We start from the raw sequence: 26399 nt of genomic DNA, 5'->3' as shown, positions 1-26399 counted from the left end.
GTTTCCTGGTGGGGAGTCGTTGTAGTGGGAAGACGCCGCAGGGGGAACACGGGTCTTCGGCTGTCGGGGTGCAAGTATGCGAGGTTTGGACTGGCGTTTCCAATCCCTTTCGTCTGCTTCAGTAATATATAAAACATATCAATCGATCACCTCTGCCATGAAAGAAGCATTCATCGACGTGCGCGCCTGGCGCCAGTTCATTGCCGTGGCCGAGGAACTGCACTTTGGCCGCGCTGCCATCCGCCTGCACATGACGCAGCCGCCGCTCACCCAGGCGATTGCGCAGATGGAGCGCTCGCTGGGCGTGGTGCTGTTCGACCGCACGCGCCGCCGTGTGGCGCTGACCCCGGCCGGCGAGGCGCTGCTGCCCGATGTGCGCGATTTCCTGGAACGGGCGCAGGCGCTGCCGGTGCGCGCGCGTGCGGCAGCGGCGGGCGAGGTGGGGCGGGTGCGGCTGGCTTTTGTCTCCACCATCGGTTTCGAGCGATTGCCCGAATGGGTGCGCGACTTTCGGGTTCTGTGTCCCCAGGTGGCGCTGGAGCTGGTGGAGGCCACGGGCGATGTGCAGCGCGAGTTGTTCTCGCGCGGTGAACTCGATGCAGGGCTGATGCTGCATTCACCCGGCTTCGCCCCGCCCGAGCTCGCGCGCCTGGCCGTGGCGGAGGAGCCCCTGGTGCTGGCGCTTCCGGCCAGCCACCCTTTGGCGCTGGCGCCGCGCCTGCATCTGCCCGAAGTGCTGGCCGAGCCGCTGGTGATCTTTCCGCGCCGCATCGTGCCGTCGCTGCACGACGCGGTCTTTGCGCTGTACCACGCGGCAGGCCGTGTGCCTGTGGTGGCGCAGGAGGCCATCCAGATGCAGACCATCGTCAATCTGGTGTGGGGCGGCCTGGGCGTGGCCTGGGTGCCCGAGAGCGTGACCCAGTTCCGCCGCGATGGCGTGGTCTACCGCGCAGCGGATGCGTTCGGCCCTGCATTTGCGGGCCGGGCAGGGGCCAAGGTGCCCAAAGCCAACCCCGGGCCGTTGTTGCCCGTGTGCGAGACCAGCCTGGTGTGGCCTGCCGCGCTGAACAACCCCGCGCTGGCGCGGTTCATCGACTTCGTGCGCGAGCGTTCGGCGGCTGCCCGGTAGTCACCCTGCTGCCGCAGCGGCGCTGCGCCTGCGCACGAACAACAACCCGGCTGCAATCGCCAGCAGCGGCAGCGCCACCCCATTGATGGCCGTCCAGCCCACGCCGGTCAGCAGCGCGCCCGAGGCGAACGACATCAGGGCGGCGACGATGCCATTGGCCAGCTGCATCAGCGCCTGGGCCTGTCCGCGCTCCTCGGGCGCGTGGTGTTCGGCCAGCAGCGTGGTGCCCGAGATCACCATCAGATTCCAGCCCGTGCCGAGCAGGAAAGAGCTCGCCAGGAACTCCGTGAACGACAGGCCCGACAGCGCGACCACTGCGCTCACGGCCAGGCACGCTGCGCCCACGGCCGCCACGGGGCGGCTGCCGAAGCGGTCGACCAATGCGCCAGAAAACAACGCGGGCGCGAACATGCCGATCACGTGCCACTGGATCACCTGCGCAGCCGATGCGGCCGAAAAGCCGCAGACCTCCATGGCCAGCGGGGTGGCGTTCATCACCAGGATCATCAGGCCGTGGCCGATGGCGGTCATGACCACGGCAGCCCGCAGGCCGGGCCGGGCCAGCAAGGCGGCCATCGCCGCCATGCCACCCGCCGCTGGCTTGGGCGCCACCCCTTCGCGCAGCAGAGCCATCACCGCCCAGCCGAGCGCCGCCAGCACCGCGATCGCCAGGTAGGCACCCGCCAGCGGCGTGGGCAGAAGGTTGCGGGACCACAGCGCCAGCGGCGGCGCGAAGACCGCGGCGCACAACCCGCCGGCCACCACGCACGCGGCGGCGCGGCCCTTCTGCGTGGGGTCCACCGCCTCCAGCGCGGCATAGGTGTAGTAGCCCGACGATGCCTGGTAGGCGCCGATGGCCAGCGTGCCCGCGCAGAACACCGCGAAGCTGCCCCACTGCACGCCCAGCATGCTGACCAGTCCGCCAGCCACCCCGAAGAGCGCGCCGGCCTGCAGACCCGCGCGCCGGCCCCGGCGCTGCATGAAGAGCGACAGCGGCTGCACTGAAACCAGGTTGCCCAGTACCAGCAGCGCCAGCGGCAGCGTGGCAAGCGACGGCCATGGCGCCAGCCGCGCGCCCACGATGGAAGTCAGCGTGATGCCGATGATGGAGCAGCCCCAATACAGGGCCTGGCCGGCGAACAGCAGGCGAACGGAAGCATTGCGCACGAGCAGCATGGTGGTGGCTTTCGGTGGTGCGCCGGGCGGCGCGAAAGGAACGGAAGGGAAGGTCAGTCCAGCAACGCGCCCGCGCCGAAGCGCTGCGCATAGGCCTGCGGGCTCACCGCGCGGTGCTTGTGAAAGCTGCGGCGCAGGTTCTCGGTATGCTCGAAGCCGCACAGCCGCGCCACGGTCGAGACAGACGCCTGGGCCTGTGCGAGCAGGGTGGACGCCGCCTCGACCCGCACCCGCTCCACATAACGGCCGGGCGTGGTGCCCAGCTCGCGCTGGAACACGCGGGTCAATGTGCGTGTCGGCATGCAGGCCTGCTCGGCCAGCGCATCCAGCGACAGGTCGCCCCCCAGTTGCGTGGGAATCCATTCCAGCAGCGCCGCCAGCCGCGGCGCGTGGCGTGTCTCGGGCGCGAGCAGGGCACTGAACTGCGCCTGTCCGCCCGGGCGGCGCATGAACATCACCAGCCGGCGCGCCACGGCCAAGGCCATGGGGCGGCCCAGGTCGGCCTCCACCAGCGCCAGCGCCAGGTCGATGCCGGCGGTGACGCCGGCCGAGGTGAATAGGTGGCTGTACACCGCGCTGGCTGCATCGTAGGTGTGCAGGCAGTCATCGTCCACCTGCACCGCGGGGTAGTTGCGGCGCATCAGGTCGGTGCGGCACCAGTGGGTGGTGGCGTGCAGCCCGTCGAGCAGCCCGGCGTGCGCCAGCAGCAGCGCCCCCGAGCACACCGAGCCCATGCGGCGCACCTGCGGCTCTGCGCGGCGCAGCCACTGTCGCAAGGCTGTGTTATCCAGTTGCGCAATGACGCCATCGCCGCCTGCTACCAGCACTGTGTCCAACTGCGCGGGGTCTAGCGTGGGCCAGCCAGTATCGGCCAGCAACGCGAATCCTGCCGATGTGGTGACGGGCCCTGCGGCCTCGGCCACCAGATGCAGCGCATACGCGGGCGGCAGGCCGTGACCGGCGCGCTCGGCATTGGCCGAGCCGAAGACCTGCAGCGGCCCGACCGCGTCCAGGCTCATGACGTCCGGGTAGATAAGGCACGCCACGGTGCGAAGGGGTGAGGCCATGGGGGCAGTGTCGGCGTTTGCCCGGTTGGCTGCAATGACAACCATCCCACACATCTGGCCAAATCATCCCATGGGTGCCCCATTTGAAATTGGCACCTCGCAAGGTGCCTGGGGCAATCATCGGGCGGGGCGCCCGGGGGTTCAGGCCGTTTGCGATTGCAGGTAGTTCTGCAAACCGACCTTGTCGATCAGGCCGAGCTGTTTTTCCAGCCAGTAGGCGTGATCTTCCTCGGTGTCGCGCAGTTGCACCAGCAGCAGGTCGCGGCTCACGTAGTCGCCCACGCTCTCGCACAGCGCAATGCCCTGCTGCAGGGCGGCGCGCACCTCGTACTCGGTGGCCAGGTCCTTCTTCAGCATCTCCGGCACGGTCTCGCCGGGGGTGAACTCGTTGGGGCGCATGTCGGGGCGGCCGCCCAGCATCAGGATGCGGCGCAGCAGGGCGTCGGCGTGCTGGGTTTCCTCTTGCATCTCGTGGTCCAGGCGGGTGAAGAGCTTGGTGAAACCCTGGTCTTCGTAGATGCGCGAATGGGCAAAGTACTGGTCGCGCGCGGCCAGCTCGCCGCGCAGCAGATGCCTGAAATAGTCGATGACTTGTGTATTGCCCTGCATGAGGTTCCTCTTGTTGTTTTGGGGGGCAGAGTGTGCCGCAATAGAGCCCGGTGCGGCCCATTGCCCCCGAGCCGCCGGTCTGCATACGCACTGGCATCAGACGCGTTCGCATTTCCAGGCGTGGTCGCCTGCGGCAGGCGGCGCGCGCGTAGGTGTCCGCCGGGGCCGGACGATTTTGTCCGGCGTGCCAGCCCTGACACAATGGCCGAGCGTGCTCATAAGCAGACGCAACGCGCTTGTCTCAGATCCACAGCAAGGAGGGTGTATGCACATGGCAATGGTGATGGTGGCCGGGGTCCTGCTTCTGGCGGTGTTCGCCCTGTTTGGATGGTTGTGGGGGGCCAGCGGCGCAGGCGTGGCCCTCGCCGCCAAGGTTTTTGTGCCGGTGTGGCTGCTGGTTGCAGTCGCCAACATGTGGGTGGGGGTGACCCACGCGGGCTACACGGTGCGCCAGGAGCTGCCGATCCTGCTGCTGGTGTTCGCGGTTCCATCGGTTGTGGCGGCCGTTGCGGCCTGGCAACTCTCGCGCTGATGGGGACCTGTGCCCATGACTTCGCCCGCTTCCGGCCACCGAGTTGTACTGCGCCACCGTGATGGGCACCATGCCCGCGTGACTTACGAGGAGCTGTTCTTTGACCTCGTCTATGTTTTTGCCGTCACCCAGGTCAGCCATCAGCTTTTGCACCACCTGAGCCTGCTGGGGCTCGTGGAAGCGCTGGTCATCTGGTTCGCCGTGTGGCTGGGGTGGCAATACACCTGCTGGGTGACCAATTGGTTCAACCCCGAGAACCCGCGGATCCGCTGTCTGCTGTTTGCCGCCATGCTGCTGGGCTTGGTCATGGCATCCAGTATTCCGCAAGCCTTTGGCGACCGCGGGCTGATTTTCGCCATGTGCTACGCGGCCTTGCAGGTGGGGCGGACGGCCTTCCTGGTGTGGGAGCTGGGGCCTGGCCATCCACTGGCGCCCAACTACCGGCGCATGCTGGGTTGGCTGATGATTGCTGCTGTCTTCTGGATCGCCGGTGGGCTGGCCCAGCATGAGTGGCGCATTGCGCTGTGGATTGTTGCCGCTGCCTGCGAGTACCTTTCTCCCATGTTCGGCTTCGCATTGCCGGGCATGGGCCGCTCCAGCACGCGTGACTGGACCATTGAAGGCGGGCACCTGGCAGAGCGCTGTCAGCTGTTCATGATCGTGGCGTTGGGCGAGACCTTGCTGGTCAGCGGGGCAACATTTGCGGACGCCCGGTTGTGGGACATGTCCAGCGTTCTGGCGCTGCTGGCCACCTTTGTCGGCACGCTGGCCATGTGGTGGCTGTACTTCGGCACCTCCAGCAAGGATGCAAGCGCCGTCATCACCGCTTCTGCCGACCCCGGACGGGTAGGCGCACACCTGCACTACGTGCATGCCATTCTGGTGGCGGGCGTGATTGGCTGTGCTGTGGCCAACGACCTCGTGCTAGCCCATCCGCATGACCGGCTGCAGACGGCGCAAGTGCTCACGCTGGTCCTGGGGCCTGTGGCCTACCTGTTGGGTAGCACGGTCTACAAGCGGGTGGTGTACGGGAGTTTTCCGCTCTCCCATGTTGCGGGGGCCGCGGCCATGCTGGCGCTGGTGCCTGTGGGGTATGCGGTGAACCTGCTGGCCATGGGCTGGCTGACCACAGGCATTTTGTTGGGTGTGGTGATCTGTGAGGCGAAGGTGGCACGCAGCCCCCGGGCTGCGCCGACCGGCCCGCGTGCGTGAGGCGCGGGCGGCATAGGCCACAAGGACCTGAGCCCAGGACTTTGTCTTCGAGACCTCGGGGTGATGCCGAGGGCGGGCACAATACCGGCCACCATGCTGACCTACCCCCACATCGACCCCGTCGCCCTGCAGCTCGGCCCCCTGGCCATTCACTGGTATGGCCTGACCTACCTCGCGGCCTTCGGCCTGTTCATGTTCCTGGGCATCCGGCGCCTGCGCCACGAGCCATTTGCGTCCATCACCGGCCCCGGCGCCTGGACGCGCAAGGATGTCGAGGACATCCTCTTTCTGGGCGTGGCGGGGGTGGTGATTGGCGGGCGGCTGGGCTACTGCCTTTTTTACAAGCCGGGCTACTACCTCAGTCATCCGCTCGAGATACTTGCCGTGTGGCAAGGTGGCATGGCCTTCCATGGCGGGCTGCTGGGCGTGATCGCCTCGATGATCTGGTTTGCGCATTCGCGCCAGCGCTCCTGGGTGCAGGTGGCCGACTTCGTGGCGCCCTGCGTGCCCACGGGCCTGGCCGCAGGGCGGGTGGGCAACTTCATCAACGGCGAACTCTGGGGCCGCTTCGCGAGCCCGGACCTTCCCTGGGGCATGGTCTTTGCGCACAGCGGATCGATGCAGCCGCGCCACCCGTCGCAGGTCTACCAGTTCCTCCTCGAAGGCCTGCTGTTGTTCGTGCTGCTGTGGCTCTACGCCCGCAAGGAGCGACGCCCAGGTCAGGTGGCGGCCGCCTTCCTGTTCGGCTACGGCGTGTTCCGCTTCATCGCGGAGTACTTCCGCGAGCCCGACGCCTTCCTGGGTGTACTGTCGTTGGGCATGAGCATGGGCCAGTGGCTGTGCGTGCCCATGATCGTGGGCGGCATCGGGATGTGGCTGTGGGCGCAGCGACAGCCCGCAGTGGCGCTTGGTTCGAGGTAAAAATGCTCTCTGCCGCTTGATGGGAAAGCGCCAGAAGCTATTAAATGGATAGCATTTCCCCCAAAGCCGCGGAGTCCTTTTGCAGGCCTGCGGCCAATACGTGGGGGCCAGGTACAGCGGTCGGTACGTGATCAGTTCGGGGTCGAAGCCCCCCGCCGCACCATGGTCCAAAACGCCGCCGTCACGATCAGCATCCCCCCGGCCCAGCCCGCGATGCTGAGGCTCTCGCCGAGCCACAGTACGGCAAACAGCGCGCCAAACGCTGGCTCGCTGCCCATCAGCAGTCCGACGCGCGACGGAGAGCTGTGGCGCAGGGCCCAGTTCTGCACCACGAAGGCGAACACCGTGCAGCCCAGCACCAGGTAGATGCAGGCCAGCCAGAAGCCTGCGTCGCCAGGCAGGGAGGGCAGGCCGCCGGGCAGTGCCAAGGCCAGAGCCACGCTGCCCAGCGCTATCACGCCGGCTTGCACGGCAGTCAAGGCCAGTACCGGTGCGTTGCGGCGACGGGTCAGGCGGCTGGTCTGGCACACGGTGATGGCGCGCAGCACGGCGGCGGACAGCATCAGGGCGTCGCCCCAGCCCCAGTAGCCGCTGAGGCCGCCGCTGAGCAGCGCAGCGCCCACCAGCGACACCCCGGCAAACACGAACATCGCCCGCGCCGGCCGCTGGCCCAGCAGGGCCCATTCGGCAAACGGCGTGAACACCACGCACAGGCTGATGAGGAAGGCCGCGTTACTGGCCTGGGTGAGGGCCAACCCAAACGTCTCGCACAGGAAGATGCCCAGCAGCAGCCCGCCCAACGGCAGCCCGGCCGCCAGCGCGTCCAGCTGCTGCGCACGGTTGGCGCGCAGCAGCGCCGGCAGCAGCAGCACAAAGGTCAGCCCGAACCGCACCGCCAGAAAGCCCAGCACCGGGTAGAACACCAGGGCCCCTTTGGCCACACCGTAGCTGGTGCCCCAGACGACTGCGACCAGCAACAGCGCGGCATCGGCCAGCCGGGGTGCAAGGGGGGACGGGGTGGGGGCGGTCAGAGTGGTCATGGGGCAGGGAGGCTACGCAGGCGGGCAGATAAACAAGACGCTCGGGCGATTATTCATTTGCGCCTGTGCATTGATAATCGCTGTAGCAGAACATCACTTGTGCGCCGTGAGCATCAATCAATCCCTCGACAGCCTCTCCGACATGGCCGTGTTTGCGCGGGTGGTCGAGGCCGGCAGCTTCTCCGCCGCAGCCCGGCAACTGGGCATCACCCCATCTGCCGTCAGCCGCCAGGTGGCGCGGCTGGAGGGCGCCCTGCGGGTGCGGCTGCTCGAGCGCACCACCCGCAAGCTCAAACTCACCGATGCAGGCGCTGCGGCTTACAGCCGCTGCCAGTCGCTGGTGGCTGCGGCGCGCGAGGTCTGGGCGCTGAGCGATACCCACACCGGCGAGCCTACCGGCATGGTGCGCATGAGCATGCCCAAGGCCGTGGGCCGGCAACTGGTGCACCCGCTGGTGCTGCCTTTCCTCAGGAAGTATCCCCAGGTAGACGTGCAGCTGCTCATCACGGACCGCGTGGTGGACCTGTTCGAAGGTCCTATCGACCTGGCCCTGCGCGTGACCGATACCCCGCCCCCCGGTTTGGCGGGCCGCCCTCTGGCTCCCTTGCGGCACCTGGTGTGCGCCAGTCCCGAATACCTGGCGACGCACGGCCATCCTGCGCACCCTCGCGACCTGGAGCGGCACGCCTGCATCTACCTGGGCGAAGACGAGCGCGACCGCCACTGGCGCTTTGAGTGTGGCGGCGAGGCAGCCACCGTGGCCGTGCGCGGCCGCTATGTGGCCAACCACAGCGAGGTGCGGCTGGAGGCCGCACTGCAGCACCTGGGCATTGCGAGCCTGCCGGGTTTTGCGGCGCGTGCAGCCTTGCAAGGCGGTGCGCTGGTGCGGGTGCTGCCCGACTGGGAGCACAAGACAGCCTATGCGGGCATGGCGTGGCTGCTCTACCCACCCAACCGGTTCCTGCCGGCCAAGCTGCGGGTTTGGATCGACCACCTGGTGCAGGGGTTCGCGCAGGTAGCGTGAAGGGCCGGACAGCGGCGCTGCGCGCCCGGGGGAGGGGCTTGGTGCCTGCCTCGGCCCGCACAAACAAAGAAACTGAACGCGCCGCGCGGGCGCCGATGTCTCTTTTTCACCCCCGACACGCTTTTTTGTTCCCTCATGCATTTTTTGCTGGCTTTTTGTATGGCCAGTTCCCATAATTATGAAAAATTATGCGAATTGACGCATGAAACCACAGGTTGGCAGATTGTTAAAGGACGATAGCTCCCAGATATCGAGGCTGTGCCGGGCCCAGGCCGGTTGATGGCCGCAGCTCCGCACTTCACGCACCGCACACCATGCGCCCCACTCCCAATTCCCTGCACGACGAAGCCGCTGCGCGGCTGCGCGAGCAGATCTTTGCGGGTGCGTTGCCGCCCGGCAGCTTTCTGGATGAGGCCGCGCTGTGCGAGCGGCTCGAGATCTCCCGCACCCCGCTGCGCGAAGCGCTCAAGGTGCTTGTGGCCGAAGGTTTGCTGCGCCACGAGCCGCGCCGCGGCTGCTTCGTCGCCGAGATCACCGAGCGCGACCTGGACGACCTGTTTCCGGTCATCGCACTGCTGGAAGGGCGTGCCGCGCACGAGGCCACGCGCAAGGCCGGGGCCGCAGATGTGGCGGCGCTCGACGTGCTGCACCAGCGGCTGCAGCAGTGCGCCGCCGACGGGCTGATCACCGACTACTACGAGGCCAACTACGCCATCCACGAGGCCTTCATCACCCTGGCGGACAACCGCTGGCTGGCCCAGGTGATCGGCGACCTGCGCAAGATCCTGCGCCTGGCCCGGCTGCAGACGCTGCATGCCCCCGGCCGCCTGCAGCAAAGCCTGGCCGAGCACCTGGCCGTGTTCGCCGCGCTCAAGGCCCGCGACAGCGACGCCGCCGAAGAGGCCATGCGCACCCACCTGTTGCGCCAGCGCGATGCGCTGCGCGACGTAGCCCGTAACCAGCAATCGAGGCTCACACCATGATGAATACCACCCCTGAATGGATTGCGCGCAGCGTCTCGCGCCTGCGCACGACGGCCCCTGCGGCTGGCAAGGCCGCTGAGAAGGCTGCCGACAAGACCACGGCCAAGTCCGCGATCGACAAGACCGTGACCGACGTGGTCGCCAAGGTCGTGCCGCCGCGCTCCACGCACGAGCGGCTGCAGGCCACGCTGCGGCGCGGGCAGGAGTCCCTGTCGCCACGCGCGCTGCGCCGCCTGCTGGCCGACCTGCAGGAAGTCATCGCCCCGCAGGTGAGCGAGATCGAAGGCGGGCGCCGCGCCCAGGCCGTGGCCGAGTGGTATGCCAAGGCCGAGCTGGAAGAGCGCCGCGACATGTGGCTGCTGATGTGCGAGCAGTTCGCGCCCGACGCCACGCGCTTCAAGTCGGCCCGTCAGCGCTACGAGGCAGCGGCCGGCACGGCCGAGGAGGGCCAGGCAGAGATCAGCCTGCGCCGCGCGCTGGTGTCGCCCCGCACGCGTCTGCTGCAGCGCTTTGCGGTGTTTCCTGAAGGCATGCGCTTCCTGGTGGACATGCGGGCCGAACTTCTGCCGCTGCTCAAGGCCGACAAGCGACTGCTCGCGCTCGACGCCGAACTGGAGCATCTGTTCTCCACCTGGTTCGACGTGGCCTTCCTGCAACTGCGCCGCCTGTCGTGGGACTCGCCCGCGTCGCTGCTCGAAAAGCTCATCAAGTACGAAGCCGTGCACGACATCCGCAGCTGGGCGGACCTGAAGAACCGGCTGGACAGCGACCGTCGCTGCTACGGCTTCTTCCACCCCCGCCTGCCGGACGAGCCACTCATCTTCGTGGAGGTGGCGCTCTTGGACAAGATGTCGTCCAGCATCACGCCGCTGCTGGACGAGGCAGCCGCGCCTGCGGACATCACGCGCGCCACCACGGCCATCTTCTATTCGATCAGCAACACGCAGACGGGCCTGCGGGGTGTGAGCTTCGGCGACTCGCTCATCAAGCACGTGGTGGAGACGCTGAACGCCGAGTTCCCGCGCCTGCGCACCTTTGCCACGCTGTCGCCCATCCCCGGCTTTCGCGCCTGGCTGGGCAAGCATGCAGGCGCAATGCTGGAGCGCCTGGACGACAAGCGCCGCAGCGAACTGGGCCGTGCGGTGGGCTTCGAGCCGCCGCAGCCCACGCACTTGCTGGCGGCCATCGACAAGGCGCTGGAGCTGGACGCCAAGTCGCCCGTGCGCCAGATGCTGCTTGAATGCGCCGCGCACTACCTGGGACGCGAGTTGCTGGAAGGCAAGCCCGTGGACCCGGTGGCACGTTTCCACCTGGGCAACGGTGCGCGGGTGGAGCGGCTCAACTGGGCTGGTGATCCGTCCACCAAGGGGGTCAAACAATCGTACGGGTTGATGGTCAATTACCTGTACGACTTGAAGCGCATCGACAAGCATCGCAGCTTGCTCGCGCAGGGCAAGGTGCCGGTGTCGGGGGACATCGACACGCTGTGCCGCAGCTGACCCCAGGCGTCGACAACGCGGGGCTTGCGCGCCCGCCTGGATGGACTGAGCACTTGCCTGAATTCGCCGTGCCGCGCGGCACGGTTACTTTCTGGTAGAAGTGCAGGCCAGCCAGGTCTGTGGCCGCAGCACCCACGGCGCGCCTGGTGACGGTTTTTTCGTTTTTCCATTTTTACAACGACGACAGGAGACAAGGAAATGACAGACCACAACAAGCGAATCGAGGCCCGAGCGGTGAACGTGCAGCGCCGCAGCCTGCTGGCAGGCGCCGCCGCTGCGGGCCTGGGCCTGACCGGTGCCGGCAGGAGCTTTGCGCAGGCCTCCGCCTGGCCCACCAAGCCCGTGAACCTGGTGGTGCCGTTCCCGGCCGGCGGTGGCACCGACGCGTTCGCGCGGCCTCTGGCGGCCCAGTTCGCCAAGGCCACGGGCAAGACGCTGGTGATCGACAACCGCGGCGGCGCGGGCGGCACCGTGGGGGCCAGCTTTGCCGCCAAGGGCGCGCCGGATGGCTATACGCTCTTCATGGGCGCCGTGCACCATGCCATCGCGCCGTCGATGTACCCCAAGCTCGACTACGACATCGAGAAAGACTTCGTCCCGCTGTTCCTGCTGGCCAACGTGCCGCAGGTGCTGGTCGTCAACCCCAAGAACGTGCCGGTGAGCAACTTCCAGCAGTTCATGGACTATGTCAAGCGCAACCCCGCCAAGCTCAACTATGGCTCCGCGGGCGCGGGCACCTCGCACCACCTGGCGGGCGAGCTGTTCAAGCAGCAGACCAATACCTTCATCACGCACATCCCGTACCGTGGCGCAGGCCCCGCGCTGCAGGACCTGATCGGCGGACAGGTGGACATGATGTTCGACGGCCTGGGCTCCTCGGCCAACCACATCAAGGGCGGCCGCGTGAAGGCGCTCATGGTCTCGGGCGGCAAGCGCAACCCCGCCTTCCCCGACGTGCCCTGCGCGGCCGAGGTGGGCCTGCCCGACTACACCGTGACCACCTGGTACGGCCTGTGGGCGCCCAAGGGCACGCCTGTCGACCTGCAGGCGCGCATCGTGGACGAGGTGCGCAAGCTGGGCACGGCCGACGAGTTGAAAACCATCTGGGCGAACAACGGTGCAGACTACGGTGGCCTGTCGCAGCAGCAGTTTGCTGCGATGGTCAGCAGCGAGGTCAAGCGCTGGGCTGCGGTGGTGAAGGCCTCTGGCGCGAAGCTTGACTAGCCCCCTGTGGCGCTGCGCGCCTTCCCCCTGAAGGGGGACGCCACCCGTGGTCCGGCGAAGCCGGTTCCACGGTGGCGCTCGCGATGGCGCCGCGTCACGAGGGGTGTTTGCTGGCGGTATGAAGTAAATGGATGCGATGTATGGCGGGTGAAGTAGTTTTGGCCGATGCGGATGCGCAGGGTGTGGTGCAGGTCACGCTGCGGCACACCGGTCGCCTCAATGCGATGTCGCGCGCCATGTGGCGGCAGTTGCGCGACGTGTTTGAGGGCATCCAGCAACGGACCGAAGCAGGCGACACCGGCGTGCGCTGCGTGCTCATCGCAGGGGAGGGCGGGGCGTTTTGCGCGGGGGGCGATATCTCCGAGTACCCGGCGTTCCGCTTCGATACCGCTGCCTTGCGCGACTTCCATGAGAACGATGTCTGGGGCGGGCTGGCCGCCATGCTGGCATGCGACGTGCCCATCGTGGCGCGCATCGACGGGGCGTGCATGGGGGCGGGGGTGGAGATCGCCGCCTGCTGCGACATCCGCTTCGCCGGCCAGGCCGCGCGCTTCGGGGCGCCGATTGCCAAGCTGGGCTTTCCGATGGCCCCGCGCGAGGCGCAGTTGGTCGCCGGGGCGGTGGGCGATGTGACGGCGCGCCAGATGCTCCTGGAGGCCGCCACCTTCGGTGCTGCCGACATGCTCGCGCGCGGCTTTCTGAGCCGCGTGGTGGCCGATGACACGGTAGCCGCCGAGGCCCTGGCCAGTGCGGTGCGCGTTGCCGCCCTGGCACCCCTCGCCGCGCGCATGAACAAACAGACGTTTCGGGCATTGAAAGTACCGCTACCGCATGATGGACAAGCGCCATCAGCTATCGAAAAAATAGTGAATGGCTTGCCCGGCCCGTATGCCTATGCCGACAGTTCCGAACACCGGGAGGGGATCACCGCCTTTCTGGAAAAGCGTCCGCCAGCGTTCTGAATGCCACCGGATGGCATGCGCTTTCCCCTGATTTCTGACCGAACCCAAAACGATCAACCAGCCTGACAGACTGCCATGAGCCAAAACAACCTTTTCTGCGCGCTGCGCGCCGCCTTTCCCTCCGACCTTGCCAGCGCCGCCGTGGAAACCACGGCGCCGGACGGCACCGAGCTGGTCTACAGCTGGGACGACCTGGAGCGCGCGAGCGCCCGCATTGCCAACCTGCTCGCATCGCTGAAGCTGCCCGAGGGCAGCCGCGTGGCCGTGCAGGTCGAAAAATCGGTCGAGGCCATGCTGCTGTACCTCGCCACGCTGCGCGCGGGCTACGTGTTCCTGCCGCTCAACACTGCCTACCAGAGCGCTGAGATCGAATACTTCATCGGCAATGCCGAGCCTGCCGTGGTGGTCTGCACACCCGGCAACTTCGGCTGGGTCAGCAAGATCGCGTTCACCCAGGGCACAGGCCATGTGTTCACACTCGGCGACGACCGCACGGGCAGTCTGCTGGAGCGCGCCGCGCAGCACAGCGATGCGCACACGCCGGTGAACAAGTCGGCCGACGATCTGGCCGCCATCCTGTACACCAGCGGCACCACGGGCCGTAGCAAGGGCGCGATGCTCACCCACGGCAACCTGTTGTCCAATGCGCAGGTGCTCAAGGACTACTGGGGCTGGAAGAGCGGGGACGTGCTCATCCACGCACTGCCGATCTTCCACGTGCACGGCCTGTTCGTGGCCATCCACGGTGCGCTCATCAACGGCAGCAAGATGATCTGGTTCGCCAAGTTCGACCCCAGGGCGGTGCTGGCCGCCATGCGCCGCGCCACCGTCTTCATGGGCGTGCCCACGCTGTACGTGCGCTTGCTGGCCGAGCCGGGCCTGACCCGGGACGCTGCCAAGAACATGCGCCTGTTCGTCGCGGGCTCCGCGCCGCTGCTCATCGAGACCTTCAACGAATGGCAGCAGCGCACCGGCCACACCATCCTGGAGCGCTACGGCATGAGCGAGACCATCATGCTCACGTCCAACCCCTATGCGGCCGATGCACGCCATGGCGGGCAGACCGAGCGGCGCGGCGCCACCGTGGGCTTTGCGCTGCCCGGCGTGGGCCTGCGCGTGGTGGATGACGCCAACAAGCCGCTGCCCGTGGGCGAGATCGGCGCCATTCAAGTGAAAGGCCCCAACGTGTTCAAAGGCTACTGGCGCATGCCAGAGAAGACGGCCGAAGAGTTCACTGCCGACGGCTGGTTCAAGACCGGCGACGTGGGCAAGGTCGATGAGCGCGACTACATCAGCATCGTGGGCCGCAGCAAGGACCTGATCATCAGCGGCGGCTACAACGTCTACCCCGCGGAGATCGAGGGCTACATCAACGACATGCCCGGCGTGGCCGAGAGCGCCCTGGTGGGCGTGCCCCACCCGGACTTCGGTGAAGTCGGCGTGGCGGTGGTGATTGCCAAACCCGGTGCGCAGCTCGACGGAGACGCCATCGTGGCCAAGCTCAAGACACAGCTGGCCAACTTCAAGATCCCCAAGCGCTGCTTCGTCGCCACCGAGCTGCCGCGCAACACCATGGGCAAGGTTCAGAAAAACCTGCTGCGCGACCAGCACAAGGGCTTGTTCGCCTGACCCTCGGTTCCTTGTCCGCAAAGCCCGGCCCGTGAGCCGGGCTGCCAGCTGCCTTCAGCGCAGCACCAGCACAGGGATGTGCGAATGCGTCAGCACGTGCTGGGTCTCGCTGCCCAGCAGCAGGCGCTTGATTCCCTTGCGGCCGTGCGAGGCCATCACGATCAGCTCGCACTTGTGCTTCTTGGCGGCGGAAATCACGGCTTCTGCCACCAGGTCGGATTTGGCAACCACCGGCTTGACGGTGACGCCCTGGGCGCCGCCCTCGGCCTTCACACGATCCACCATCACCTGGGCGGCAGATGCCCATTGCGCTTCGATCCGCTTGGCGTCGTTCAGGTCCACCGGCACGCCGCCCTCGAAATAGCTGCGCGGGTAGCGGGGCACCACCTTGAGGGCGATTACGGTAGCGCCCGACAGTGCAGCCAGGGCCAGGCCATGGTCCACCGCCTTGTTCGACAGTGGCGACCCATCGGTGGCGATCAGGATGCGTTTGTACATAAAAGGCTCCTCGAAGTGATGCAATGAGCTTAGGATGAATCATGTTCCGGGGCTTGATCCAGGTCAATGTGCCTGTCGGACCCGGGCGATAGGCTTGAACCATGTCAATGTTTCGACCCGATGCGCAGGCTTCATCCCCGGCGCATCCGCCCAACGCCACGAGCGCGGTGTCTGCAACGCCGACGCTGTTGCTGGACGATCCACAGGAGTGGTCGGCCTTCGGCCGGCCGTGCACCGAGGGCGGCGGCGCTGCGCAAGACCCCGCCACCTGTGCGTGGGAGTCGCATGTGGTGCTCGAGGGCATGCACTGCGCGGCTTGCGCGTTGACCATCGAGGACGCATTGCGCGCCGTGCCGGGCGTGAAGCAGGCCGACGTGAGCGCCGCCACGCGCAGGGCGCGCGTGGTATGGCACCCCGCCCATGCGCGGCCTTCACAGTGGATGGCAGCGGTGGACAGGGCGGGCTACCGTGCCATGCCTGCCATGGACGCATTCGCACGCGAGCAGCGCCAGCGCGAAAGCCGGCGCGCGCTGTGGCGCTGGCTTGTGGCTGGCTTTTGCATGATGCAGGTGATGATGTATGCGTGGCCGGCCTACGTGGCCGAGCCAGGCGACCTGACTGGCGAGATGGAGCAGCTCCTGCGCTGGGCGTCCTGGGTCATCACCCTGCCCATGGTGGTGTTCTCCTGCGGGCCGTTCTTTGCCAGCGCCCTGCACGACGTGCGCCGGCGCCGCGTGAGCATGGACCTGCCGGTGGCGTTGGGCATGGCCATCACCTTCCTGGTCAGCACGGCGGGCACGTTCGACCCCGCAGGCATCTTCGGGCGCGAGGTGTACTACGACTCGCTCACGATGTTCGTGTTTTTCCTGCTCACTGGGCGCTGGCTGGAACTGCGCCTGCGCGACCGCACGGCCGGTGCGCTGGAGGCGGTGATGAACCGCCTGCCCGACAGCGTGGAGCGGCGCGGTGCGGACGGCACGTTCACCCGTGTGGCGACGCGCCGCCTCGTGCCCGGCGACGTGGTGCGCGTGCTGCCGGGCGAGGCGTTTCCGGCCGACGGACGCATCCTGCAAGGCAGCACCCACGCCGACGAGGCGCTGATCACCGGCGAGTCCACCCCAGTGGCACGCCCACGGGGCAGCACGGTGACCGCGGGCAGCTACAACCTGCAGTCGCCCGTGCAGGTGCTGGTGGAGGGAACGGGGGCGCAGACCCGCTTCGCGCAGATCGTGGCACTGATGGAAAGCGCTTCGCTGCAGAAGCCGCGCCTGGCGCAACTGGCTGACCGCATCGCACGTCCTTTTCTGGTGGCGGTGTTGCTGGCCGCAGGCCTGGCTGTGGCGTGGTGGTGGCCGTCGGACCCGGGCCACGCACTCATGGTCGGTGTGGCCGTGCTCATCGTGACCTGCCCCTGCGCGCTGTCGCTGGCCACGCCCGTGGCCATGCTGACGGCGGCGGGCACCCTGGCGCGCCATGGCGTGCTGGTGCGCAATCTGCAGGGCCTGGAGGCCTTGGCGGCGGTGGACACGCTGGTGTTCGACAAGACCGGCACGCTCACCCGTGACGGCATGGCGCTCTCTGCGGTGCACACTGCCCCGGGCTGGACGGTGGAGCAGGTGCTGGGCCTGGCGGCCACCATGGCCGCCCAGTCCATGCACCCGGCATCGCGGGCGCTGGTGGCGGCGGCATCCGCCGCCAAGGCCGAGCCTGGCCCGTGGGCCGTGCAGGCCATCGAGGAAGAGGCTGGCCGGGGGCTGACGGCCACCTTGCACGCCAAAGGCCAGCCACCGCGCATGCTGCGCCTGGGCTCGGCCGTGCATGCGGGCGTGGCGCTGCCGCACCTGGCGGGTGAGGGGCTCCAGGTCGTCCTGTCCGCGCAGTGCGACAACGCCGCGCCGCAGGTGCTGGCGCGCTTCGATCTGGTGGAAGACCTTCGCCCCGAGGCGGCCGGTGTGGTGCGTGCCCTGGCGCGGCAAGGCGTAGCGGTCGAGCTGCTGTCGGGCGACCGCGCTGCCTCCGTGCGGCACGTGGCCGAGCAGGCGGGCATTGCGCAGGCGCTGGGCGAATGCACGCCGCAGGGCAAGCTCGGAGCGCTGCAGGCGCTGCAGTCCCTGGGCCGCCACGTTGCCATGGTGGGCGACGGATTGAACGATGGCCCGGTACTGGCCGGCGCCCACGTGTCGTTCGCCTTCGGGCGGGCGGTGCCCCTTGCGCAGTCGCGGGCCGATTTCGTGGTGCTGGGCGACAGCCTGGCATTGGTGCCGCAGACCGTGCTGCTGGCGCGCCGCACCCTGCGCGTGGTGCGCCAGAACCTGTGGTGGGCGGCGGGCTACAACGCGCTGTGTGTGCCGCTGGCAGTGGCGGGCTGGATGCCTGCATGGCTGGCCGGGCTGGGCATGGCTCTGAGCTCGCTGCTGGTGGTGCTCAACGCCGCGCGGCTGGCGCGGGGCCTGCCGCCATTGGCCGAACTTGGCATTGATGCACCTGGGGCCGTGGGGCAATCGGCCGTGCCCCGGGCCTCCCACACCCTGGAGCCCGCCTGATGGACATCCTTTACCTGTTGATCCCCTTGTCAGTGGTGCTTGTGCTGATGGTGCTGGCGGGCCTGTGGTGGGCCGTCCACCACGGCCAATTCGAGAGCGTCGAACAGGAAGGCGAGCGGATTCTCCGGGACGATTGACTTGTGTCAATGCCCCCGAAGGCCGGCTGCAACAAACTCTGACTGCATTAATAAGAGGTGCCCGATGGATTCTCCAAAAACAGTGGCTGCGCACTACAACGACACCGTGGTGCGGCAGTTCTCGATCATGGCCGTGGTCTGGGGGGTGATTGGCATGCTGGTGGGCGTAGTGATCGCCGCCCAGCTGGCCTGGCCCGAGCTCAATTTCGGCATTCCCTGGCTCAGCTACGGACGCTTGCGCCCGCTGCACACCAACGCGGTGATCTTCGCATTCGGCGGTTGCGCGCTGTTCGCCACCAGCTACTACGTCGTGCAGCGCACGAGCCAGGTGCGTCTGTTCGCGGGGCCGCTGGCGGCCTTCACGTTCTGGGGCTGGCAACTGGTCATCGTGGCGGCGGCCATCAGCCTGCCGATGGGCTACACGTCCGGCAAGGAATACGCTGAACTCGAATGGCCCATCGACATCCTGATCACGCTGGTGTGGGTGTCCTATGCCATCGTGTTCTTCGGCACCATCGGTGTGCGCAAGGTCAAGCACATCTACGTGGCCAACTGGTTCTTCGGCGCGTTCATCCTGGCGGTGGCGCTGCTGCACGTGGTCAACAGCGCGGCCATCCCGGCGGGGTTCATGAAGAGCTATTCGGCCTATGCCGGCGTGCAGGACGCCATGGTGCAGTGGTGGTACGGACACAACGCGGTGGGCTTCTTCCTCACGGCAGGCTTTCTCGGGATGATGTACTACTTCATCCCCAAGCAGGCCGGCCGCCCGGTGTACAGCTACCGCCTGTCCATCGTGCACTTCTGGGCGCTGATCTTCACCTACATGTGGGCCGGCCCCCACCATCTGCACTACACCGCGCTGCCGGACTGGACGCAATCGGTGGGCATGGTTTTCTCGCTGATCCTGCTGGCCCCCAGCTGGGGCGGGATGATCAACGGCGTGATGACGCTGTCCGGCGCATGGCACAAGCTGCGCGATGACCCCATCCTGCGCTTCCTGATCGTGTCGCTGTCGTTCTACGGAATGTCCACGTTCGAAGGCCCGATGATGTCCATCAAGACCGTCAATGCCCTGAGCCACTACACCGACTGGACGGTGGGCCACGTGCACTCCGGCGCGCTGGGCTGGGTGGGCCTGATCTCGATGGGCTCGCTGTACTACCTGGTGCCCCGCCTGTTCGGCCGCGAAAAGATGCACTCCATCAAGGCGATCGAGCTGCACTTCTGGATGGCCACGATCGGCATCGTGCTGTACATCGCCGCGATGTGGATCGCCGGTGTGATGCAGGGCCTGATGTGGCGCGCCATCAACCCTGACGGCACGCTCACCTACACCTTCGTCGAGAGCGTGAAGGCGACCTATCCCTTCTATGTGATCCGTGTCGCTGGCGGCCTTCTGTACCTGGGCGGCATGGTCGTGATGGCCTGGAACGTGTGGCTCACCGCCATCTCGGGCCGTTCGGTCAAGGTGGCCATTCCTGCCGTGAATGCCGCCCACGCCTGAGCCGAAGGAGTCTATTCATGTCCAACAACAACAACTCTTCTTCTTCCACCGGCTTCTCCCACGAGAAGGTGGAGACCAACAACTTCCTGATGATCGTGCTGATCCTGCTGGTGATCGCCATTGGCGGCCTGGTGGAGATCGTCCCACTGTTCTTCCAGAAGTCCACGACCGAGGCCGTCAAGGGCGTGGAGCCCTACACCGCCACGCAGCTGGTGGGGCGCGACATCTACATCCGTGAAGGTTGCTACAACTGCCACTCGCAGATGATCCGCCCCTTCCGTGCCGAGACGCTGCGCTACGGCCACTACTCGGTAGCCGGCGAGTTCGTGTATGACCACCCCTTTCAGTGGGGCAGCAAGCGCACCGGCCCCGACCTGCACCGCGTGGGCGGCAAGTACAGCGACGAGTGGCATCGCATCCACCTGAACAACCCGCGCGACGTGGTGCCCGAGTCCAACATGCCCGCCTATCCTTGGCTGGAGAAGACTGCAGTCGAGCCCGCCAGCGTGGCACCCCGCATGAAGGCGCTGCGCACAGTCGGTGTTCCCTACACCGACGAGCAGATATCTGCCGCCGCCGCCGATGTGAAGGGCAAGACCGAGCTCGATGCTTTGGTCGCCTACCTGCAAGTCATGGGCCGCGCGCTCAAGTAAGCAACTCAGAACCCAAGGAGATTCGCCATGGACATCACCACCATGCGCATCGTCGCCACCCTGGCATCGATGGTTTGCTTCATCGGTATCTGGGTCTGGGCGTACATGGGCCGCAACAAGGCCCGGTTCGACGAGGCAGCGCGGCTGCCGTTCGACCAAGATTGACCTTCACCAGAACGAGAACAACCCATGAGTGACTTCACCAGCAATTTCTGGTCGGTCTTTGTGACCACGCTGACCCTTGTCGGCATCGTCGCCTGCGGCATCCTGCTGTGGATGGCGGGCCGCAAGAAGGTCGTGGCCACCGCCGACAACACCACCGGCCACGTCTGGGACGAGGACCTGGTCGAGATGAACAACCCCCTGCCGAGGTGGTGGGTGTGGCTGTTCGTGATAACCATCGTGTTCGGCCTGGCATACCTTGCGGCCTATCCGGGTCTGGGCAGCTTCAATGGCAAGCTCAACTGGACGCAAAAGGGCGAGTACGAGGCCGAGATGGCCAAGGCCAAGGCCGAGCTGGAGCCGCTGTACGCCCGCTTCGCCTCGATGAAGCCGGAGGACGTTGCCAAGGACCCGCAGGCCCAGGCCATCGGAGAGCGCTTGTTCATGAACAACTGCGCGCAGTGCCATGGCTCGGACGCACGGGGCAGCAAGGGATTTCCCAATCTTGCCGACGGCGACTGGCTGCACGGCGGCACGCCCGAGAAGATCCGCGAGACCATCGCGCAGGGCCGCATCGGCACCATGCCCCCGATGGCAGCTGCAGTGGGCACGCCGGAGGATGTGCGCAATTTGTCGCACTACGTGCTGAGTCTGTCGGGCAGCCCGCACGACTCGCTGCGTGCATCGCTGGGCAAGTCCAAGTTCGGCGCCTGCGCGGCCTGCCACGGCATGGATGGCAAGGGCAACCAGGCCCTGGGCGCGCCCAACCTGACCGATGACATCTGGCTGCATGGCTGGGGGGAAGCCGCCATCACCGCCATGATCAACAACGGCAAGGCCAACCAGATGCCCGCCCAGGCGGACAAGCTGACCGAAGCGCAGATCGGCGTGCTCTCGGCGTACGTCTGGAGTTTGTCGGGCAAGCAGGTGGCAGCTGCGGCCAAGTAGCGTTGTCCATCCGGGCACCGGGCGGAGCGTTGGCTCTGCCCGGTACTTGAAAGCTTCCTCCAGCCAGCCAGAACCCTCCAGTCCCAGCAGCCAGCACTACGAGCCCCACCATGAAGCCACCCAGCGAGCCCGCTCGCAAGGTCATCCCCATCGCACCGATAGCCGCCGATGCCTCGTCGCAGGGCGAGATCGTCTCGCTGTACGAAGCGCAAAAGAAGATCTACCCCCGCTCCATCAGCGGCGTGTTCGCGCGCTGGCGCTGGGCGATGGTGTTCCTCACTCAGATCGTTTTCTACGGGCTGCCGTGGTTCGAATGGGGGCAGCGCCAGATGGTGCTGTTCGACCTGGGCGCGCGGAGGTTCTACATCTTCGGGCTTGTGCTGTATCCGCAGGACTTCATCTACCTCACGGGCCTGCTCATCATCTCGGCGCTTTCGCTGTTCCTGTTCACCGCGGTGGCAGGGCGGCTGTGGTGCGGGTTCGCATGCCCGCAGACCGTGTACACCGAGATGTTCATGTGGATCGAGCACAAGATCGAAGGCGACCGCAGTGCGCGGCTGCGGCTCGACAAAGGCCCCTGGACGGCCGAGAAGGTTGGCAAAAAGGCCCTCAAGCAACTGGTGTGGATTGCCGTGGCGCTGTGGACCGGCTTCACCTTCGTGGGCTACTTCGTGCCCATCCGCGAACTGGGTCGCGAACTGTTGGCGTTCACGGGCAGCTGGCAGATCTTCTGGGTGCTGTTCTATGGCTTTGCCACCTATGGCAATGCTGGCTACATGCGCGAGCAGGTCTGCAAGTACATGTGTCCGTATGCGCGCTTTCAAAGCGCGATGTTCGACAAGGACACGCTGATCGTGAGCTACGACCCCGAGCGGGGCGAGCCGCGCGGCCCGCGCAGGAAAGGTATCGACTACAGGGCCCAGGGGCTGGGCGACTGCATCGACTGCTCGTTGTGCGTGCAGGTGTGTCCGGTGGGCATCGACATCCGCAACGGGCTGCAGTACGAGTGCATCGGCTGCGGTCTTTGCGTGGACGCCTGCAACACCGTGATGGACAAGATGCAATACCCGCGCGGGCTCATTCGCTATTCCACGCAGAACGGCGTGGCCGGGCGCTGGAGCCAGTCGCAGATGCTGCGCCGGGTGCTGCGCCCGAGGGTGCTGGTCTACACCGCCGTCCTGGCTGCGCTGTGCCTTGTCATGTTGGCCAGCCTGGTCACGCGCACGCCACTGAAAGTGGATGTGGTGCGCGACCGTGCAGCCCTCTCGCGCATCGTGGCGGGGGGCAAGCTCGAGAACATCTACCGCCTGCAGATCATGAATGCGACCGAGGGGCTGCAGCGCTACCGCATCACCGCCCGCGGGCTGACCGCGCTCGAAGTGGCCTCGGATGCCGAGGTGGACATAGGGCCCGCCGAATCCCGCTGGGTGGCGGTGCGGCTGCAGATACCGTATGGGTCGGCGCCGCCTGGCTCGCATGCGGTGCAGTTCGATGTGCAGGCCCTGGGCGCGGCAGCCCACGTGACGGAGAAGTCCGTTTTTCTGGTGCCGCGCTGAGCCTGTGCGACGACCGACAAGATTTTCAAGGAGTGTTGACATGCCATCGAATCCCGCCATGGGCCCCGCCGCTTCCACAGGCCCCGGTGCCGCGCCCGCTGCCGCTCCGTGGTGGAGGTTCGGCCACGTCTGGCTCATCATTGCCGGCCCGGCCATCGTGATCGTGGCCGGCTTCGTCACGCTGTGGCTGGCCATCTCGCGGCCTGACCCGGTGGTGGCGGAGGACTACTACCGGCAGGGCATCGAAATCAACAAGACACTGGCCAACCCCGAGAAGAGTCTGGCGCCGGCGGTCAAGGGCCGCAACCATGCAGCCACTCCTGTCCAGGATCAACCACGATAAGACCGACCCCGCGCGGCGCGCATGCTGGATGTGTCCAGCTGGGCGCTCCTGCACCGACGAGGAGATACAACGATGTGGACGCAACGCCTGATGTGGATTGCCTGGCCCGCCTTTCTGATGGCCGGTCTGCTGGAGATGCTGGTGTTCGCGATGGTCGATCCGCACGACCTGCACTGGTTCGGCCAGCCCTTGGCGCTGTCGCGGGAGGGCGTCTACACGCTGGCGTTTTTCGCGTTCTGGGCCGTCACCATGGCCTCGAGCGCCCTGACCACGCTGCTGGCCATGTCGCCGTTCGAACTGAACCGCTGCCCCGTGCCACAGGGGGAGCGCCCGGACGACTGCCGCAAGACGTCCTGCTCCTGATGGGCAGCGGATCTTGCCCGGAGAAATGCAAGGGCCCAAAGGCAAGCGCCGGCTCGAAGCCGGCGCAAAAGTGCAGATGGGGACGTCTCAGTGGCAGGCTTGCTGGCTGTTCACGATCCGCTTGAGCGCGTCGGTATCGAGGATGCGCACATGGCGCTGCTTGACTTCGACGATGCCTTCTTCCACGAACTTGGAGAATGTGCGGCTCACCGTCTCAAGCTTGAGGCCCAGGTAGCTGCCGATCTCCTCGCGTGTCATGCGCAGCACCAGCTCGGACTGCGAGAAGCCCCGTGCATGCAGGCGCTGTACCAGGTTCAAGAGGAAGGCCGCCAAACGCTCCTCGGCGCGCATGCTGCCCAGAAGCAGCATCACGCCGTGCTCGCGCACGATCTCGCGGCTCATGATCTTGTGCACGTGGTGCTGCAAGGCCGTGACCTCGCGCGAGAGCTCCTCGATGCGGTCAAACGGCATCACGCAGACTTCGGCATCTTCCAGCGCGACGGCATCGCAGGTGTGGTGGTCGTTCACGATGCCGTCCAGGCCGATGATCTCCCCGGCCATCTGGAACCCCGTGACCTGGTCGCGCCCGTCCTCGGTGGCCACGCAGGTCTTGAAGAAGCCCGTGCGGATGGCGTAGAGGGAGGTGAAGGTCTCGCCATTGCGGAACAGCGTGGCGCCGCGCTTGACCTTGCGGCGCGTGGCCACGACATCATCGATGCGTTGCAGTTGGTCATCACTCAGGCCGACAGGCATGCACAGCTCCCGCAGATTGCAATTGGAGCAGGCGACTTTCATGGTGAGCGGGTTCATAGGCACTTGCAGGTTAGGTACCGGGCGTGCTGCCCGATGGATGGCGAGGGATCACCTTCGGAGCGGGGATCGGCGACTGACATGCATCAAATTGTCGCTGGTCGGCCTGATCAATCACTTGACGTGGATCAAGGACGTGGGGGGCGGCTTACGGCACAGTCAACGGTAAGAACCTGTTCAAAGCCTTTTCGGGGTCGCGCAAGTGCCTTGCCGGGATGGGATGTTAGGCGAGGTGCGCCATGGATAGCAAGGCTATCCACAGGCGCCGCAACGCCGCAGACCGCCCGGCAAGGCACTTGCGCGAAGGGTTGGGGCGAAATCGGGCGATTGAATGCCTCGGTTGCTTGCAAGGGCATGAGCCCATGCGGCGCACCCGAAGCATCAACTCATCCTGATTGCGCCGCAGCACGACCCGGAAAAGGCTTCGAACAGGTTCTAAGCAAGGATACTCCCCATGACCGCTGTTTCGCCCGAGCTGCTGCGCCGCTTCGATGTGCCAGGGCCCCGCTATACCTCCTACCCCACGGCCGACCGTTTCGTGGAAGCCTTCGGCCACGAGGATTACATCCTGGCGCTGGAGCAGCGCCGCATGGGCACGGCCGCCAAGGCGCTGCCGCTGTCGCTGTATGTGCACATTCCGTTCTGCGAGTCGCTGTGCTACTACTGCGCGTGCAACAAAATCATCACCAAGCACCATGACCGTGCCGACGTCTACTTGCGTTACCTGAGTCGCGAGATCGACCTGCACACCGCACACTGCGGCACGGGCCAGGTGGTGAGCCAACTGCACCTGGGCGGCGGCTCGCCCACGTTCCTCACGGACGACGGCTTGCGCGAGCTCATGGCCATGCTCAAGCGCAGCTTCACACTGGCGCCCGGCGGCGAGTACTCGATCGAGGTGGACCCGCGCACGGTGGATGCCCAGCGCCTGGCCGTGCTGGCCGAGCTGGGATTCAACCGGCTGAGTTTCGGGGTGCAGGACTTCGACCCCGAGGTGCAGAAGGCGGTGCACCGCATCCAGCCCGCCGAGCAGGTGTTCTCGCTGGTGGAGTCAGCCCGGGCCCTGGGCTTCGAGTCGATCAACGTCGATCTCATCTACGGCCTGCCGCGCCAGACCCCCGAGTCGTTCGACCGCACGCTGGCCCAGGTGGTGCAGCTCAGGCCCGACCGTATTGCCCTGTATGCCTATGCCCACCTGCCCGAGCGCTTCAAGCCGCAGCGGCGCATCGTGCCGGCGGAGCTGCCCATGGGCGGGGCCAAGGTCTCGATGCTGTCGCGCTCACTCGAAGCCTTCATGGCTGCAGGCTACGTGTACGTGGGCATGGACCACTTCGCGCTGCCTGACGACGCGCTGGCCGTGGCCAAGCGGCAGGGGCGGCTGCACCGCAATTTCCAGGGCTACAGCACCCAGCCCGACTGCGATCTGATCGGCCTGGGCGTTTCTGCCATCGGGCGCGTGGGCGCCACCTACAGCCAAAATGCCAAGACCCTGGACGAGTACTACGACTTCCTGAACCAGGGCCGCCTGCCGGTGGTGCGCGGGCTGGCGCTGACCCGTGACGACCTGGTGCGCCGCGCCGTCATCATGGCGCTGATGTGCCAGGGCGAACTTTTGTTCGAACCGCTGGAGCAGGCGTGGCTCATCGACTTTCGCCGCTACTTCGCTGCGGAAATGGAGCAACTGGAAGACATGGCAGGACAGGGGCTGGTACAGGTGCGGGCGGACGGCATCGAAGTCACCGCGATGGGCTGGTTCTTCGTGCGCGGCATCGCCATGGTGTTCGACCGCTATCTGCAGGCGGATCGCAACCGAGCGCGGTTTTCGCGCATCATCTGAGCCGGGTACGCAGCTCATGCCGGCAACCCTGGCGTTCA

General features: G+C 66.5%; 26 protein-coding genes. 20 read left to right on the top strand and 6 right to left on the bottom strand.

All coding sequences use genetic code 11. The features are described 5' to 3' along the window. Positions 1-157 precede the first annotated feature (157 nt). The gene (locus KW835_RS18860) at positions 158-1129 is read left to right on the top strand and encodes a LysR family transcriptional regulator (RefSeq protein WP_218385229.1); all 972 of its coding nucleotides are present in this window, start codon (positions 158-160) and stop codon (positions 1127-1129) included. Here KW835_RS18860 and KW835_RS18855 read toward each other — a convergent pair whose 3' ends face one another. The 3 genes from KW835_RS18855 to bfr all read right to left on the bottom strand — a co-directional run bounded on the left by KW835_RS18855 (position 1130) and on the right by bfr (position 3981). Further along, positions 1130-2305, bottom strand: coding sequence for an MFS transporter (locus tag KW835_RS18855; protein WP_218385227.1), 1176 nt, complete (start codon positions 2303-2305; stop codon positions 1130-1132). Positions 2306-2358: 53 nt separating this feature from the next. Then, positions 2359-3372 carry a GlxA family transcriptional regulator gene (locus KW835_RS18850; RefSeq protein ID WP_218385225.1) on the bottom strand — a complete coding sequence of 338 codons (1014 nt, stop codon included), beginning with the start codon at positions 3370-3372 and terminating at the stop codon, positions 2359-2361. A gap of 141 nt (positions 3373-3513) precedes the next feature. Continuing rightward, a complete protein-coding gene (gene bfr / locus KW835_RS18845; protein WP_218385224.1) occupies positions 3514-3981 on the bottom strand; it encodes a bacterioferritin in 468 nt (155 codons plus the stop codon). Between the two features lie 265 nt (positions 3982-4246). Between bfr and KW835_RS18840 the strand changes: the two genes are divergently transcribed. From KW835_RS18840 to lgt, 3 genes are all read left to right on the top strand, one after another. Next, complete coding sequence (locus tag KW835_RS18840; protein ID WP_218385222.1) at positions 4247-4513, top strand: hypothetical protein; 267 nt, start codon at positions 4247-4249, stop codon at positions 4511-4513. A 15-nt stretch (positions 4514-4528) separates the two neighbouring features. Further along, complete coding sequence (locus KW835_RS18835) at positions 4529-5725, top strand: low temperature requirement protein A (RefSeq protein WP_218385221.1); 1197 nt, start codon at positions 4529-4531, stop codon at positions 5723-5725. A gap of 93 nt (positions 5726-5818) precedes the next feature. Next, entirely contained in the window at positions 5819-6646 is an 828-nt protein-coding gene (gene lgt / locus KW835_RS18830; protein ID WP_218385219.1) for a prolipoprotein diacylglyceryl transferase, read from the top strand. Positions 6647-6777: 131 nt separating this feature from the next. Here lgt and KW835_RS18825 read toward each other — a convergent pair whose 3' ends face one another. Further along, positions 6778-7686, bottom strand: a complete 909-nt coding sequence (locus KW835_RS18825) for a DMT family transporter (protein ID WP_218385218.1) — start codon at positions 7684-7686, stop codon at positions 6778-6780. Positions 7687-7792: 106 nt separating this feature from the next. Between KW835_RS18825 and KW835_RS18820 the strand changes: the two genes are divergently transcribed. The 6 genes from KW835_RS18820 (at position 7793) to KW835_RS18795 (ending at position 15007) form a co-directional block, all read left to right on the top strand. Further along, positions 7793-8710, top strand: a complete 918-nt coding sequence (locus KW835_RS18820; protein WP_218385216.1) for a LysR family transcriptional regulator — start codon at positions 7793-7795, stop codon at positions 8708-8710. Between the two features lie 314 nt (positions 8711-9024). Further along, the gene (locus tag KW835_RS18815) at positions 9025-9693 is read left to right on the top strand and encodes a GntR family transcriptional regulator (RefSeq protein ID WP_218385215.1); all 669 of its coding nucleotides are present in this window, start codon (positions 9025-9027) and stop codon (positions 9691-9693) included. Further along, positions 9690-11192, top strand: a complete 1503-nt coding sequence (locus KW835_RS18810; protein ID WP_370633649.1) for a malonyl-CoA decarboxylase — start codon at positions 9690-9692, stop codon at positions 11190-11192. The genes KW835_RS18815 and KW835_RS18810 overlap by 4 nt, the downstream gene beginning before the upstream one ends. A gap of 198 nt (positions 11193-11390) precedes the next feature. Continuing rightward, complete coding sequence (locus KW835_RS18805; RefSeq protein ID WP_218385213.1) at positions 11391-12416, top strand: tripartite tricarboxylate transporter substrate binding protein; 1026 nt, start codon at positions 11391-11393, stop codon at positions 12414-12416. A gap of 140 nt (positions 12417-12556) precedes the next feature. Beyond that, positions 12557-13378 carry an enoyl-CoA hydratase/isomerase family protein gene (locus KW835_RS18800; protein WP_218385212.1) on the top strand — a complete coding sequence of 274 codons (822 nt, stop codon included), beginning with the start codon at positions 12557-12559 and terminating at the stop codon, positions 13376-13378. 75 nt (positions 13379-13453) lie between these two features. Continuing rightward, positions 13454-15007 carry a malonyl-CoA synthase gene (locus tag KW835_RS18795; protein ID WP_218385211.1) on the top strand — a complete coding sequence of 518 codons (1554 nt, stop codon included), beginning with the start codon at positions 13454-13456 and terminating at the stop codon, positions 15005-15007. 54 nt (positions 15008-15061) lie between these two features. Here the strand turns inward: KW835_RS18795 and KW835_RS18790 are convergent, their stop codons facing one another. Continuing rightward, positions 15062-15505 carry a universal stress protein gene (locus tag KW835_RS18790; RefSeq protein WP_218385209.1) on the bottom strand — a complete coding sequence of 148 codons (444 nt, stop codon included), beginning with the start codon at positions 15503-15505 and terminating at the stop codon, positions 15062-15064. A gap of 107 nt (positions 15506-15612) precedes the next feature. Here KW835_RS18790 and KW835_RS18785 point away from each other — a divergent pair, with 107 nt between their 5' ends. The 9 genes from KW835_RS18785 (at position 15613) to KW835_RS18745 (ending at position 23714) form a co-directional block, all read left to right on the top strand. Beyond that, complete coding sequence (locus tag KW835_RS18785) at positions 15613-18048, top strand: cation-translocating P-type ATPase (protein WP_218385356.1); 2436 nt, start codon at positions 15613-15615, stop codon at positions 18046-18048. Then, a complete protein-coding gene (gene ccoS / locus KW835_RS18780; RefSeq protein ID WP_056169616.1) occupies positions 18048-18185 on the top strand; it encodes a cbb3-type cytochrome oxidase assembly protein CcoS in 138 nt (45 codons plus the stop codon). The genes KW835_RS18785 and ccoS overlap by 1 nt, the downstream gene beginning before the upstream one ends. 64 nt (positions 18186-18249) lie before the next feature. Further along, entirely contained in the window at positions 18250-19689 is a 1440-nt protein-coding gene (gene ccoN / locus KW835_RS18775; protein ID WP_218385204.1) for a cytochrome-c oxidase, cbb3-type subunit I, read from the top strand. A 17-nt stretch (positions 19690-19706) separates the two neighbouring features. Next, the gene (gene ccoO / locus KW835_RS18770; RefSeq protein WP_218385203.1) at positions 19707-20342 is read left to right on the top strand and encodes a cytochrome-c oxidase, cbb3-type subunit II; all 636 of its coding nucleotides are present in this window, start codon (positions 19707-19709) and stop codon (positions 20340-20342) included. A 27-nt stretch (positions 20343-20369) separates the two neighbouring features. Further along, complete coding sequence (locus tag KW835_RS18765; RefSeq protein WP_218385201.1) at positions 20370-20507, top strand: cbb3-type cytochrome c oxidase subunit 3; 138 nt, start codon at positions 20370-20372, stop codon at positions 20505-20507. Positions 20508-20531: 24 nt separating this feature from the next. Continuing rightward, positions 20532-21452, top strand: a complete 921-nt coding sequence (ccoP, locus tag KW835_RS18760) for a cytochrome-c oxidase, cbb3-type subunit III (protein ID WP_218385199.1) — start codon at positions 20532-20534, stop codon at positions 21450-21452. Between the two features lie 110 nt (positions 21453-21562). Next, the gene (ccoG, locus tag KW835_RS18755; protein ID WP_218385197.1) at positions 21563-23008 is read left to right on the top strand and encodes a cytochrome c oxidase accessory protein CcoG; all 1446 of its coding nucleotides are present in this window, start codon (positions 21563-21565) and stop codon (positions 23006-23008) included. A 40-nt stretch (positions 23009-23048) separates the two neighbouring features. Next, a complete protein-coding gene (locus KW835_RS18750) occupies positions 23049-23351 on the top strand; it encodes a FixH family protein (RefSeq protein ID WP_370633648.1) in 303 nt (100 codons plus the stop codon). Positions 23352-23423: 72 nt separating this feature from the next. Continuing rightward, the gene (locus KW835_RS18745) at positions 23424-23714 is read left to right on the top strand and encodes a hypothetical protein (protein ID WP_218385195.1); all 291 of its coding nucleotides are present in this window, start codon (positions 23424-23426) and stop codon (positions 23712-23714) included. An 87-nt stretch (positions 23715-23801) separates the two neighbouring features. Here KW835_RS18745 and fnr read toward each other — a convergent pair whose 3' ends face one another. Next, complete coding sequence (gene fnr, locus KW835_RS18740; RefSeq protein ID WP_218385193.1) at positions 23802-24524, bottom strand: fumarate/nitrate reduction transcriptional regulator Fnr; 723 nt, start codon at positions 24522-24524, stop codon at positions 23802-23804. 454 nt (positions 24525-24978) lie between these two features. Between fnr and hemN the strand changes: the two genes are divergently transcribed. Continuing rightward, positions 24979-26361, top strand: a complete 1383-nt coding sequence (hemN, locus tag KW835_RS18735; RefSeq protein WP_218385191.1) for an oxygen-independent coproporphyrinogen III oxidase — start codon at positions 24979-24981, stop codon at positions 26359-26361. Positions 26362-26399 lie beyond the last annotated feature (38 nt).

Source organism: Acidovorax sp. sic0104 (assembly GCF_019219095.1).
Lineage (GTDB): Bacteria > Pseudomonadota > Gammaproteobacteria > Burkholderiales > Burkholderiaceae_C > Acidovorax.
This window is presented reverse-complemented; position numbering and strand designations above follow the sequence as displayed.